The sequence below is a fragment of the Klebsiella sp. K5-45 genome (genome assembly GCF_030128605.1).
Classification (GTDB): domain Bacteria; phylum Pseudomonadota; class Gammaproteobacteria; order Enterobacterales; family Enterobacteriaceae; genus Klebsiella; species Klebsiella quasipneumoniae.
Map to the genome: position 1 here is coordinate 477,859 of NZ_JAKUZW010000003.1, position 12,085 is coordinate 489,943.

15 protein-coding genes and 1 pseudogene are annotated in these 12,085 nt (G+C 56.1%); 6 read left to right on the forward strand and 10 right to left on the reverse strand.

Going from position 1 to position 12,085, the window contains the following annotated elements; genetic code table 11:
* Positions 1 to 119 precede the first annotated feature (119 nt).
* Positions 120 to 1,004, forward strand: coding sequence for a nucleoside-specific channel-forming protein Tsx (locus MKS11_RS09100; RefSeq protein WP_004204836.1), 885 nt, complete (start codon positions 120 to 122; stop codon positions 1,002 to 1,004).
* A gap of 42 nt (positions 1,005 to 1,046) precedes the next feature.
* On the opposite strand, the gene MKS11_RS09105 is transcribed toward MKS11_RS09100, so the two are convergent.
* The 8 genes and pseudogenes from MKS11_RS09105 to MKS11_RS09140 form a co-directional block, all read right to left on the reverse strand.
* On the reverse strand, positions 1,047 to 1,742 hold the full coding sequence (locus tag MKS11_RS09105) for a YafY family protein (RefSeq protein ID WP_004204837.1): 696 nt from the start codon (positions 1,740 to 1,742) through the stop codon (positions 1,047 to 1,049).
* Positions 1,743 to 1,766: 24 nt separating this feature from the next.
* Entirely contained in the window at positions 1,767 to 2,132 is a 366-nt protein-coding gene (locus tag MKS11_RS09110; protein ID WP_004204838.1) for a VOC family protein, read from the reverse strand.
* Between the two features lie 137 nt (positions 2,133 to 2,269).
* A complete protein-coding gene (gene secF, locus MKS11_RS09115) occupies positions 2,270 to 3,241 on the reverse strand; it encodes a protein translocase subunit SecF (protein ID WP_004204839.1) in 972 nt (323 codons plus the stop codon).
* Positions 3,242 to 3,251: 10 nt separating this feature from the next.
* Entirely contained in the window at positions 3,252 to 5,099 is a 1,848-nt protein-coding gene (gene secD, locus MKS11_RS09120; RefSeq protein ID WP_004204840.1) for a protein translocase subunit SecD, read from the reverse strand.
* Between the two features lie 26 nt (positions 5,100 to 5,125).
* Positions 5,126 to 5,458, reverse strand: coding sequence for a preprotein translocase subunit YajC (gene yajC / locus MKS11_RS09125; protein WP_002890398.1), 333 nt, complete (start codon positions 5,456 to 5,458; stop codon positions 5,126 to 5,128).
* A 22-nt stretch (positions 5,459 to 5,480) separates the two neighbouring features.
* Complete coding sequence (tgt, locus tag MKS11_RS09130) at positions 5,481 to 6,608, reverse strand: tRNA guanosine(34) transglycosylase Tgt (RefSeq protein ID WP_002890395.1); 1,128 nt, start codon at positions 6,606 to 6,608, stop codon at positions 5,481 to 5,483.
* Positions 6,609 to 6,718: 110 nt separating this feature from the next.
* Positions 6,719 to 7,783, reverse strand: coding sequence for a tRNA preQ1(34) S-adenosylmethionine ribosyltransferase-isomerase QueA (queA, locus tag MKS11_RS09135; protein WP_004204841.1), 1,065 nt, complete (start codon positions 7,781 to 7,783; stop codon positions 6,719 to 6,721).
* 64 nt (positions 7,784 to 7,847) lie between these two features.
* Positions 7,848 to 7,963, reverse strand: a pseudogene (locus MKS11_RS09140) (hypothetical protein).
* An 88-nt stretch (positions 7,964 to 8,051) separates the two neighbouring features.
* Between MKS11_RS09140 and acpH the strand changes: the two are divergent.
* Together acpH and MKS11_RS09150 are read left to right on the forward strand one after the other, a co-directional pair.
* On the forward strand, positions 8,052 to 8,633 hold the full coding sequence (acpH, locus tag MKS11_RS09145) for an ACP phosphodiesterase (RefSeq protein WP_004204843.1): 582 nt from the start codon (positions 8,052 to 8,054) through the stop codon (positions 8,631 to 8,633).
* A 127-nt stretch (positions 8,634 to 8,760) separates the two neighbouring features.
* Entirely contained in the window at positions 8,761 to 9,363 is a 603-nt protein-coding gene (locus MKS11_RS09150; RefSeq protein ID WP_004178733.1) for a peroxiredoxin, read from the forward strand.
* Between the two features lie 144 nt (positions 9,364 to 9,507).
* Here the strand turns inward: MKS11_RS09150 and MKS11_RS09155 are convergent, their stop codons facing one another.
* Positions 9,508 to 9,654, reverse strand: a complete 147-nt coding sequence (locus MKS11_RS09155) for a hypothetical protein (RefSeq protein ID WP_032446996.1) — start codon at positions 9,652 to 9,654, stop codon at positions 9,508 to 9,510.
* 55 nt (positions 9,655 to 9,709) lie between these two features.
* On the opposite strand from MKS11_RS09155, the gene MKS11_RS09160 reads away from it, so the two are divergent.
* Genes MKS11_RS09160 through MKS11_RS09170 form a run of 3 tightly spaced genes read left to right on the forward strand, consistent with a single transcriptional unit; the run spans position 9,710 to position 11,858 of the window.
* Positions 9,710 to 10,153, forward strand: a complete 444-nt coding sequence (locus MKS11_RS09160; RefSeq protein ID WP_004204845.1) for a PTS sugar transporter subunit IIA — start codon at positions 9,710 to 9,712, stop codon at positions 10,151 to 10,153.
* Positions 10,154 to 10,158: 5 nt separating this feature from the next.
* On the forward strand, positions 10,159 to 10,446 hold the full coding sequence (locus MKS11_RS09165; protein ID WP_017898931.1) for a PTS sugar transporter subunit IIB: 288 nt from the start codon (positions 10,159 to 10,161) through the stop codon (positions 10,444 to 10,446).
* A gap of 20 nt (positions 10,447 to 10,466) precedes the next feature.
* Positions 10,467 to 11,858 carry a PTS ascorbate transporter subunit IIC gene (locus MKS11_RS09170; RefSeq protein ID WP_004204848.1) on the forward strand — a complete coding sequence of 464 codons (1,392 nt, stop codon included), beginning with the start codon at positions 10,467 to 10,469 and terminating at the stop codon, positions 11,856 to 11,858.
* Positions 11,859 to 12,015: 157 nt separating this feature from the next.
* Here the strand turns inward: MKS11_RS09170 and MKS11_RS09175 are convergent.
* A partial coding sequence (locus tag MKS11_RS09175; protein WP_223349232.1) for a hypothetical protein occupies positions 12,016 to 12,085 on the reverse strand: 70 nt, incomplete at its 5' end.

Genomic DNA, 12,085 nt, shown 5'->3' on the forward strand with positions numbered 1-12,085 from the left:
ACACGTATTTTTGTGAGCAATGATTCCTATAATAGACCTCCACAGAAAGACGAAATATTTAGAAACGCTTCGGCACTTCTTTTAACGCCTTCAGGCTCAATTTAAACAGTGGCATTACTATGAAAAAAACATTACTGGCAGCGGGTGCGGTTGTGGCGCTCTCCACTTCTTTTACCGCGGGCGCGGCAGAAAACGACAAACCGCAGTATCTGTCTGACTGGTGGCACCAGAGTGTTAACGTGGTAGGGAGCTACCACACCCGTTTCGGACCGCAGATCCGTAACGATACCTATCTGGAATACGAAGCGTTCGCCAAAAAAGACTGGTTTGATTTTTACGGCTATATCGATGCTCCGGTGTTCTTCGGCGGCAATAGCACGGCAAAAGGTATCTGGAACAACGGTTCTCCGCTGTTTATGGAGATCGAACCGCGCTTCTCTATCGACAAGCTGACCAACACCGATCTGAGCTTCGGGCCGTTCAAAGAGTGGTATTTCGCGAACAACTATATCTACGATATGGGCCGCAATGATTCCCAGGAGCAGAGCACCTGGTATATGGGTCTGGGTACCGATATCGACACCGGCCTGCCGATGAGCCTGTCGTTGAACGTCTACGCCAAATACCAGTGGCAGAACTACGGCGCGTCCAATGAGAACGAGTGGGACGGCTACCGCTTCAAAGTGAAATACTTTGTGCCGCTGACCGACCTGTGGGGCGGTTCGCTGAGCTACATCGGCTTCACCAACTTCGACTGGGGTTCTGACCTCGGCGATGACAACTTCTACGATCTGAACGGGAAGCACGCGCGCACCAGCAACTCCATCGCCTCCAGCCACATCCTGGCGCTGAACTACGCGCACTGGCACTACTCGGTAGTGGCCCGTTACTTCCATAACGGCGGCCAGTGGGCTGACGATGCCAAGCTGAACTTCGGCGATGGCGATTTCAGCGTCCGCTCAACCGGCTGGGGTGGTTACTTCGTGGTTGGTTACAACTTCTAATTGCTGAAACGGCAAGACAACGCCCGGGCCATCCGGGCGTTTTTATTTCTCCCACACGTCGCACCGAACCTTGCGCAGAAAATCATTTAACGAGCGGTCGGCGCACTCGCTGAATCGACGCTCGGTCGCCCTGACCGCCAGACAGCGGTCGAGGCGAAAGTTGCGATAATCATTGCGCAGCTCACACCAGGCTACCAGCAGCCAGCGCTCCCCCCAGAAAAACAGCCCCAGCGGCAGCACGTCGCGCTCGGTCACCCGACCGGACTCATCCTGATAGCGCAACGCCAGCACCTGCTGGCCGGAGACCGCCTGATGAATGATGTCAAAGAAGGTTTTGGCATAGCGATGGGCGCCGAGATCGGGGGCAAACAGGCGGGTCTGCTCCGCCTGGCGTCGGCGCGCCTCCGGCAGGATCGCCAGCATCTTCTCCTGTGCGGATTCCAGCGATTGCGACAGCGCCTCGCCGCCCCAGGTTTTCAGCAGCCGGATCGCGGCGATCAGCGCTTCGGATTCTTTGGTGGTCAGCATTAGCGGCGGCAGATCGTAGCCCGCCAGCAGCCGGTAGCCGCTACCCGCCTCCCCCTCCACCGGCACGCCGGAGAGGGAGAGATCGCGAATATCGCGATACACGGTGCGCTCCGACACGCCCAGCCGCTCCGCCAGCAGCGAGGCGGTGGTGAGCCGCCTGCCGCGCAGGATCTGCACAATCTGAAATAAACGGTCGGCGCGTCGGGTCATGTTTCACTTCACAAAAAGTTCAGGTTAAGCCGGTTGATGCAGGCCGACGCGGTTGCCCTCGCTGTCAGTAAACAGCGCGATGGTGCCAATATTATTCGGCAGCGTCAGCGGCCCGAAAACACACGCCCCACCCGCCGAGGCGACGCGGTCGAGTGTGGCGGCAAGATGGTCTGTATGCAGGTAAATAATAGCGCCCTGCGCTGAAGGCGCGATACCCTCAAATTTGGCCAGCGCGCCGCCGGGGGCCGGGTCCTGATGCGGGAACACCGCCAGCTCGGCGCAGTCCATGGTTTCGCGACGCAGCGTCACCTGCATCACCGGCTCATAAAACGCGACGGCGCGATCCATATCGGCGACCGGAATTTCAAACCAGTTAATCACGTTATTCATACTTCCTCCTGCTCGTTATTGAGTTCAAAAGGAGTGTATGGGAGGGCTCCTGACAGCATACTGTCAGCAGGTTTTGTCGCGGGCAAAAAAAATCCCGGCCGCCTGGGCCGGGATTGCTTTATTTCAACTGAACCGTATTACGGCAGAATTGACGGCTGGTCCGCCCCTTCTTTTTCCACCTTCTGCTGCAGCAGATGCTCGCGCTTCATGCCCAGCTTCAACGCCAGCGCGGAGGCGACGTAGATAGAAGAAGCCGTACCGATGGAAACACCGATCAGCATGGTCAGCGAGAAGCCTTCCAGAATCGGGCCGCCGAACAGGAACAGCATCAGGATCACCATCAGGGTGGTCCCGGAGGTGATCAAGGTACGGTGCAGCGTCTGGGTCAACGACACGTTGAAGATCTCGTACGGCGTACCGCGGCGGATCTTACGGAAGTTTTCACGGATACGGTCCGATACCACGATACTGTCGTTCAGCGAGTAGCCGATAACCGACATCAACGAGGCCACAATGGTCAGGTCGATTTCGATATGGAACAGCGACAGCACGCCCATGGTGATCACCACGTCGTGCGCCAGGGCGATAACCACCCCCGCCGCCAGACGCCATTCGAAGCGGAAGCCGACGTAGATCAGGATACAGACCAGCGCGGCAATCAGCGCCAGGGCGCCGGTTTGCGCAAGGTCCGCACCGACGCTCGGGCCGACAAACTCAATGCGCTTCACCGCCGCGTTCTGGCTGGTCGATTCGTTAATCACCGTCACGACCTTACTGCCCAGCTCCTGGCTGCCGTTGGCGTCATGCACCGGCGGCATACGTACCATGATGTCGCGGCTGCTGCCAAAGTTCTGCACCTGCGGCTCTTCAAAGCCCGCTTTTTGCAGGGAATCGCGCATCTGGTCGAGATCGACCGGCTTCTCAAGGGTAATTTCGATCACCGTACCGCCGGTGAAATCGAGACCCCAGTTAAAGCCGCGGACGCCGATGATGGCGATCGACACAATCAGCAGAAAACCTGAAATGCCGAAGGCCCAGTAGTCCCAGCGCATAAAGTCCCAGACTTTACGGCCGTGGTTCAATTGTTCAACAGTATATTCCTGTGCCACAACGCACTCCTCAGATAGACAGCTTTTTAACGCGCTTGCCGCCGTACAGCAGGTTCACGATGGCACGGGTGCCGACGATAGCGGTAAACATTGAGGTCGCGATACCGATACCGGTAGTAATCGCAAACCCTTTAATGGCACCGGTACCGACCGCGTACAGGATGATCACTTTGATAAGCGTCGTCACGTTGGCGTCGAAGATCGAGCTGAACGCGCCGCGATAACCTTCGTCAATCGCCTGCTGAACGGTACGCCCGTTGCTCAACTCTTCTTTGATGCGCTCGTTGATCAGAACGTTAGCATCGACCGCCACCGCAAGGGTTAACACGATACCCGCGATGCCCGGCATGGTCAGCGTCGCCCCCGGGATGAGGGACATAATGCCGACAATCAGCACCAGGTTGGCAATCAGCGCCGAGGTCGCAATCAGACCGAACTTCTTATAGAAGAGGATCATGAACAGGATGGAGACCACCAGGCCGGCCAGACAGGCTTCCAGACCCTGCTTGATGTTCTGCATACCAAGGGTTGGGCCGATAGTCCGCTCTTCGACGATCTGAATCGGCGCAATCAACGCGCCGGCACGCAGCAGCAGCGACAGCTGGCGCGCTTCGTTCGGGTTGCTGATACCGGTAATACGGAAGCTGTTACCCAGACGCGACTGGATGTTGGCGATGTTAATCACCTCTTCCTCTTTCGCCAGGATAGCCCGACCGTTGGCGTCTTTCTTACCGCTGTCTTTATACTCCACGAACAGGGTCGCCATCGGCTTGCCGATATTGTCCTTGGTGAAGTTGGACATGATGTTACCGCCCGCGCTGTCCAGCGAGATGTTGACCTGCGGCTGGTTGTACTCATCCATGCTGGAGGTCGAGTCGGTGATATGGTCACCGGTCAGGATCACCCGCTTGTACAGCACCACCGGCTGGCCTTCACGCGTCTGCTTCACTTCCGAGTCGCCCGGTACGCGGCCAGAGGCGGCGGCGGACTGGTCAACGTTGGTATTGACCAGACGGAACTCGAGGGTCGCGGTCGCGCCAAGGATCTCCTTCGCCCGCGCGGTATCCTGGATACCCGGCAGCTCAACGACGATGCGGTCAGCGCCCTGACGCTGAACCAGCGGTTCGGCGACGCCTAGCTGGTTCACACGGTTACGCAGAATGTTAATGTTCTGCTGAACCGCGTACTCACGGGCTTCTTTCAGGCGCTCATCGGTCATCACCGCTTTCAGGCTGTTGTCACCCTGAGAGGAGATCACCAGATCGCGATGGCGAGGGCTGAGATAAGAGATAGCCTGGTCGCGCGCCGCGCTGTCGCGGAAGACGATGCTCAGACCGTAGTTGTCTTCCTTGCGCACGGTCGCGTAAGGAATGCCTTTGTCGCGCAGCTCGCTGCGCAGGCTATCGATGTTCTGTTCCTGCAGTTTGCCTAACGCGGTGTCCATGTCGACTTCCATCAGGAAGTGCACGCCGCCGCGCAGATCAAGACCCAGCTTCATCGGTTCGGCATAGAGTGCCGCCAGCCAGCGTGGGGTTGCCGGAGCAAGGTTTAGCGCCACGACGTATTTGTCACCCAGCACGGTAAGCAGCGCTTCACGCGCGCGCAGCTGGGTATCAGTGGTGTCGAAGCGCGCAAGAATAGCGCCCTCTTCCAGTGCCACAGACTTCGCGGTAATTTTTTCTTCTTGTAAAGTTTTCTGGACCTGGATCAGCGTTTGCTCACTGGCGGCGACGCCGCGCGCGCCAGTGATTTGAACAGCCGGATCCTCACCATACAGGTTGGGAAGCGCATAGATCAGGCCGACGACAATGACGACGACCAGCATGACATACTTCCACAAAGGATAACGGTTTAACACGGCAGTTCCCTTTGGGAAAAGTTAGATTACAGCGCCTTCATGGTGCCTTTCGGCAGAACGGCAGCAACGAAGTCACGTTTGATAACCACTTCAGTGGTATCGTTCAGCGCGATAGCAATGTAGCCAGTTTCCGCTACTTTGGTCACGCGACCGACCAGACCGCCGTTGGTCAGCACTTCATCACCTTTGGCGATGGAGTTCATCAGGTTCTTATGTTCCTTGGTGCGCTTCTGCTGTGGACGCAGGATCATGAAGTAAAAAATCAGACCGAACACCACCAGCATCAGAATCAGAGACATCGGGCTGCCCTGCGCCGGTGCACCCGTTGCCGCTACCGCATCAGAAATAAAAAAGCTCATTGAAATTCCCTCATTATTAAAATTAATCAACGTTCAAAGGAGGCACGGTGCGCCCCTGACGTTGGTAAAAATCGGTCACGAAGCTCTCTAATTTACCCTCTTCGATAGCCTTGCGTAAACCAGCCATTAAACGCTGATAGTAGCGCAGGTTATGAATGGTATTGAGACGCGCGCCCAATATTTCGTTGCAACGGTCAAGGTGATGCAAGTAAGCGCGTGAATAATTGCGACATGTATAGCAATCACACTCGGCGTCCAGCGGCGCGGTATCGCTTTTGTGCTTCGCGTTGCGGATTTTCACCACGCCGTCGGTGACGAACAGGTGGCCGTTACGCGCGTTGCGCGTCGGCATGACGCAGTCGAACATATCGATACCGCGACGTACCCCTTCCACCAGATCTTCCGGCTTCCCGACGCCCATCAGGTATCGTGGTTTATCGGCCGGGATCTGCGGGCAGACGTGCTCCAGAATACGGTGCATGTCTTCCTTCGGCTCGCCGACCGCCAAACCGCCGACAGCGTAGCCATCAAAGCCAATCTCTACCAGACCTTTCACCGAGATATCACGTAAATCTTCGTAAACGCTGCCCTGAATGATGCCGAACAGCGCATTTTTATTGCCAAGGCTATCGAAACGGTCACGGCTGCGCTTCGCCCAGCGCAGAGACATCTCCATTGAGCGCTTGGCGTAATCCCAGTCCGCCGGATACGGCGTACATTCGTCGAAGATCATCACGATATCAGAGCCGAGATCGTACTGAATCTCCATGGATTTTTCCGGATCGAGGAAAATCGGATCGCCGTTGATCGGGTTGCGGAAATGCACGCCCTGCTCGGTGATCTTACGGATATCGCCAAGGCTGAACACCTGGAAGCCGCCGGAGTCGGTCAGGATCGGTCCTTTCCACTGCATAAAATCGTGCAGATCGCCGTGCAGCTTCATGATCTCCTGACCCGGGCGCAGCCACAGGTGGAAGGTGTTGCCGAGAATAATCTGCGCGCCGGTGGCTTCCACCTCTTCCGGCGTCATCCCTTTGACGGTGCCGTAGGTGCCAACGGGCATAAAGGCCGGTGTTTCCACCACGCCGCGCTCAAACACCAGGCGACCGCGGCGGGCGCGACCGTCGGTGGTATCCAGTTCAAATTTCATGCTTGCTCCTGCGTCAGAAAAACAGTCCGACGTTTTCATACTCGCCACGGAATGATTCCGTGGCTAAAAAAATGCGTCATGGCGTCCAAAAAGCCGGCGGGCCGGCCTCTTCAGGGACGCTCAGAAATAGCCTGCGGATTGTACGTGATAAACATCGCATCCCCGTAGCTAAAAAAGCGATATTTCTGCTCCACCGCTACCTTATAGGCGTTCATGGTGTGCTGATAACCCGCAAACGCCGACACCAGCATAATCAATGTGGATTCAGGGAGATGGAAGTTGGTTACCAGCGCATCGATCACCTGGTACTGATAACCCGGGTAGATGAAAATCTGCGTATCGTCGAAGAACGGCGCAATCAGGGCGTCTTTCGCCGCCTGCGCCGCGCTCTCCAGCGAGCGTACCGAGGTGGTGCCCACCGCGATCACGCGATTGCCGCGCGCCTTCGCCGCCAGCACCGCATCGACTACCTCCTGCGGCACTTCCGCATATTCAGAGTGCATGGTGTGCTCTTCAATGCTGTCGACGCGCACCGGCTGGAAGGTACCCGCGCCCACGTGCAGGGTGACAAACGCCATCTCAACGCCTTTGGCGCGCAGTTTATCCAGCAGCGGTTCGTCGAAGTGCAGACCAGCGGTCGGGGCGGCTACCGCGCCCGGCCTGGTGCCGTAGACGGTTTGATAGAGCTCGCGGTCAGCGTCTTCATCCGGGCGGTCAATGTAGGGCGGCAGCGGCATATGGCCAATCCCGTTAAGGATCTCCAGCACCGGGCGCTCGTCGTTAAATTCCACTTCAAACAGCGCGCCGTGACGCGCCAGCATGGTGGCCTGAATGCTCTCGTCGTCGCCCAGCAGCAGCTCGGCGCCCGGCTTCGGCGCTTTCGAGGCGCGAATATGGGCGAGGATGCGCTTATCATCCAGCATCCGCTCCACCAGCACTTCGATCTTGCCGCCGCTGGCCTTACGACCGAACAAACGCGCCGGGATCACCCGGGTGTTGTTAAACACCAGCAGATCGCCAGGATTGAGCTTATCGAGGATGTCGGTGAAGGTGCCATGCGTCAGCGCGCCCGTCGGCCCGTCCAGGGAAAGTAAGCGGCAGCTGCTGCGCTCAGGCATCGGATAGTGGGCGATCAGAGATTCGGGTAGTTCAAAAGCAAAATCGGTAACGCGCATGACGGTAACTCAGACTGAATAAAGAGGCGGGTAGTCTAGTGCCGGGGCGTTCTGCCTGCAACCTTTACCCCTCCGGACGAATGACATAATCTATATTCCAAATCATTCCGAATGCCGCCATGCGGCAGCCGAATGCATCACCGGTGGCAGAGGGCCGCGCGCGGCCAGACAGCACGCCATTCGGGCACCGGGGCTGCCGTTCAGGGCGACGCGCAGCGCTACACCGCTCACTCTGCTCGCCATAAAGTATTTAAAGGATGTCGTCGCTATGAATTTTCTCGCCCACCTGCACCTGGCCCATCTCGCCGACAGTTCGCTGCCCGGCAATCTGATGGCCGACTTTGTGCGCGGCAACCCGCAGGGCGACTATCCGGCGGCGATCGTCGATGGCATCTATATGCATCGGCGAATTGACGTGCTGACTGACAACCTGGCGGAAGTCAAAGAGGCGCGGGAGTGGTTTCGCCCGCAGACCCGCCGCGTCGCCCCCATCACCCTCGACGTCATGTGGGATCATTTCCTGTCGCAGCACTGGGCGCAACTCTCCCCTGACCTGCCGCTGGACGAGTTCGTGCGCTACGCCGAGCGGCAGATCGTGCCGATCCTGCCCGACTCGCCGCCCCGCTTCGTCAATCTCAATCAATACCTGTGGTCGGAGCGCTGGCTGGAGCGCTATCAGGAGATGGATTTTATTCAGCGCGTGCTCAATGGCATGGCCAGCCGCCGCCCGCGTCTCGAGGCGCTGCGCGACTCCTGGCAGGATCTGGATACTCACTACGACCGGCTGGAGGGGCAGTTCTGGCGCTTTTATCCGCAGATGATGCGTCAGGCGAAAAACAAACAGCTGTAATCGCTGCGACATTGATAGGTAAAAGCTGGCTGAACGATTGTCAGCGCCTCTTTGTGTTATTGGCGGACAGGCTCTATACTTGCCCGCGTTGCGTTCCAAATAACCTTAGTAATTACAGGAGAATCAAATGGTTCTGGTCACTCGTCAAGCGCCGGATTTTACTGCAGCCGCTGTGCTGGGTAATGGTGAGATCGTTGAGAAATTCAATTTCAAACAGCACACCAACGGTAAACCTACCGTTCTGTTCTTCTGGCCGATGGACTTCACCTTCGTTTGCCCGTCTGAGCTGATCGCGTTCGACAAACGTTACGAAGAATTCCAGAAACGCGGCGTGGAAGTGGTTGGCGTTTCCTTCGACTCCGAGTTCGTGCACAACGCATGGCGTAATACCCCGGTAGACCAGGGCGGTATCGGCCCGGTTAAATACGCGATGGTTGCCGACATCAAACGTGAAATCCAGAAAGCTTACGGTATCGAGCATCCGGACGAAGGCGTAGCGCTGCGCGGCTCCTTCCTGATCGACGCCAACGGCGTGGTTCGCCACCAGGTGGTTAACGACCTGCCGCTGGGCCGTAACATCGACGAAATGCTGCGCATGGTTGACGCGCTGCAGTTCCACGAAGAGCACGGCGAAGTCTGCCCGGCGCAGTGGGAAAAAGGAAAAGAAGGTATGGCTGCCTCTCCGGAAGGCGTGGCAAAATACCTGACCGAAAACGTCTCCAGCCTGTAATCGGCACACGTTTTTATAAAAGGCTCGCTCAAGCGGGCCTTTTTTGTTAGCGGCGTCAAAATTTAAGAAAATGACCCGCTGATATTTGTGACCAGCAATACACTTCTGCTGAAAAATTTCGCTCTGCCTCTCATTTTTTCTCTGTCAAATTTCAGCGTTAAATCTCAACCACTTCATAACAGTCTGAAAAACAAATAAATTAATTATATGATTTTCAGCCAGCACTTTGCCGTCGATGTGATCGCCATCAATATTTAAAACCGCGGATGTGATCTCATCCATCATTTTTATCAATGTATTTGGTCATGATTTTACTCAGGAACAGGAATACGTTCAGGAGAAGAGAATGGATATTATTTTTGACCCGACGTTAATCGCCCTGAAGCAGAATATTTCCCATGCGGAGGAGGCCATCGAACTGGCGGGTTCATTACTCGCCAGGCGCCAGATTTGCAGCGCCGAATATGTCAACGAGATGCTGACAGTATACGAGGATTTTGGCGCCGCCATCGTGATAGATGACGGGATTGCCATGCCGCACGCCCGCCCGGAAAAAGGGGCATTGCAGACCGGATTTTCGCTTGTCACCACCGCCACACCAGTGACCTTCGGCCACGATGAGTTCGATCCGGTTACCGTCGTCATCGCGATCGCCGGCGCCGATGCTGACAGTCATATCAAAATGATCCAACTGATTGCCTCGCTGATCGAGTCAGATATCGTGACTTTTCTTCAGCAGGAAAATGACGTGAATTCAGTCTTACATTTCATCCAAAAACAAATGGAGTAGTCATTATGTTAGTTATCAGAACGGTTTGTGGTAACGGTATTGGCAGTTCATTGATGGCTGCGAATAATGTGAAGAAGATCTGTGAAGAATTAGGTATCAAAGCGGACGTCGCTTCGGTCGATTTTGCTAACGCCGTCGGGGAAAAAGCCGACCTTTACGTCACGATCAAAGAACTGGCAAATCAATTTCCGGCCCACTGTCATGTCGCCATTATTCGCAGCTACGTCCATAAAGCAAAAATCGCCGAGGATATTACCGACGCGCTGATGAAAATTGCTGCGACTCACTCTTAATCAGCATAGAGGGAACGACCATGCAGGCTATTCTTAGTTTCTTAACGGAAATATTCAGTCAACCCGCTTTTTTGATGGGGCTTATCGCCTTCGTTGGCTTAGTGGCGCTGCGCTCCCCCGGCAACAAACTCCTTACCGGCACATTAAAGCCGATTTTAGGCTATTTGATGCTGAGCGCTGGCGCAGGCGTTATCGTTGCCAATCTCAACCCGCTGGGCGGTATTATCGAAGCTGGATTTAATATCCGCGGCGTTATTCCTAACAATGAAGCCATTGTCTCCGTCGCCCAGAAAATGCTGGGCGTGGAAACCATGAGTATTTTGCTGTTGGGCTTTATTTTCAACCTGATCATAGCCCGCTGCACCAAATATAAATATATCTTTCTCACCGGCCATCATTCGTTCTTTCTCGCCTGCCTGTTCTCCGCCGTCCTGCAGGCGGCGGAGTTCCAGGGCTGGATGTTGATCCTGATCGGCGGATTCCTGTTGGGCTCATGGTCGGCCATTTCCCCGGCCATTGGCCAGCGTTACACCAGGCAGGTAACCGAAGACGGCGGGATCGCCATGGGCCATTTCGGCTCCCTGGGCTACTACCTCTCGGCGTGGATCGCCAGCCGGACCGGCAATCCGGCAAACTCCTTCGCCGATACCGAAATCTCAGAGAAATGGGGATTTCTGCGCGATACCACCGTCACCACCGGTATCGTGATGTTTGTTATCTACTTCATCTGCAGCGCTGTCGCCGGGTCGGCGTACCTGAGCACCATCACCGACCAGAATATGCTGATCTTCTCCGTGCTGACCGGTCTGCAGTTCGCCGTTGGCGTAGCCATTGTCTACAACGGCGTGCGGTTGATCCTCGGCGATCTGGTGCCGGCATTCCAGGGCATCAGCCAGAAACTGATCCCGGACTCCATCCCGGCCGTTGACTGCGCGGTGTTCTTCACCTTTAGCCCCACCGCGGTGGTGGTGGGATTCATCAGCTCCTTTGTGGGCGGTCTGGTCGGGATGCTCATGCTCGGCGGACTGGGCATGGCGCTGATTATTCCCGGCATGGTGCCGCACTTCTTCTGCGGCGGCACCTCCGGGGTCTTTGCCGACAAGCTGGGCGGTAAGCGCGGGTGTATCATCGCCGCGTTTATCGGCGGGATCTTCCTCGCCTTCCTGCCGGCGATGCTGCTGCCGGCGCTCGGCAACCTCGGGTTTGAAAACAGCACCTTCGCCGATTTCGACTTCGCAGTATGGGGCATCATTATTGGTAACGCGTTCACCCAGTTTGGCCAGGTCACTATCTACCTGATTTGTCTGGCGCTGCTCGTCGCGCTGCTGGTGCCTTTCTGCTTCCGTCAGGTACGGGTAGTGGGCAACACGCTCAGCTATGAGGAGCTTACTGCCAAGCAGAAAAATGAATAAGCGAGATCATTTTTCCCTGCGGGAAGGTCACGCTTCCCGCCGCTGACAAATAATCAGGAGTGGTTATGGCTATTTTGTCCATTGGATTTGCCTGTTTCGATGGCTTTGTTGAATAAATCAGATTTCGGGTAAGTCTCCCCCGTAGCGGGTTGTGTTTTCAGGCAATACGCACGCTTTCAGGCATACCTGCTTTCGTCATTTTGTTCAGCGCTCGTACCAGGGCCATA

Bases quoted from the DNA above. Each gene is read 5' to 3' on its own strand.
- MKS11_RS09165 (WP_017898931.1), top strand. From the start codon at position 10,159: ATGTTAGTTATCAGAACGGTTTGTGGTAACGGTATTGGCAGTTCATTG.
- MKS11_RS09160 (WP_004204845.1), top strand. From the start codon at position 9,710: ATGGATATTATTTTTGACCCGACGTTAATCGCCCTGAAGCAGAATATT.
- MKS11_RS09105 (WP_004204837.1), bottom strand. From the start codon at position 1,742: ATGACCCGACGCGCCGACCGTTTATTTCAGATTGTGCAGATCCTGCGC.
- tgt (WP_002890395.1), bottom strand. From the start codon at position 6,608: ATGAAATTTGAACTGGATACCACCGACGGTCGCGCCCGCCGCGGTCGC.
- acpH (WP_004204843.1), top strand. From the start codon at position 8,052: ATGAATTTTCTCGCCCACCTGCACCTGGCCCATCTCGCCGACAGTTCG.
- yajC (WP_002890398.1), bottom strand. From the start codon at position 5,458: ATGAGCTTTTTTATTTCTGATGCGGTAGCGGCAACGGGTGCACCGGCG.
- MKS11_RS09150 (WP_004178733.1), top strand. From the start codon at position 8,761: ATGGTTCTGGTCACTCGTCAAGCGCCGGATTTTACTGCAGCCGCTGTG.
- MKS11_RS09170 (WP_004204848.1), top strand. From the start codon at position 10,467: ATGCAGGCTATTCTTAGTTTCTTAACGGAAATATTCAGTCAACCCGCT.
- queA (WP_004204841.1), bottom strand. From the start codon at position 7,783: ATGCGCGTTACCGATTTTGCTTTTGAACTACCCGAATCTCTGATCGCC.
- MKS11_RS09100 (WP_004204836.1), top strand. From the start codon at position 120: ATGAAAAAAACATTACTGGCAGCGGGTGCGGTTGTGGCGCTCTCCACT.
- MKS11_RS09110 (WP_004204838.1), bottom strand. From the start codon at position 2,132: ATGAATAACGTGATTAACTGGTTTGAAATTCCGGTCGCCGATATGGAT.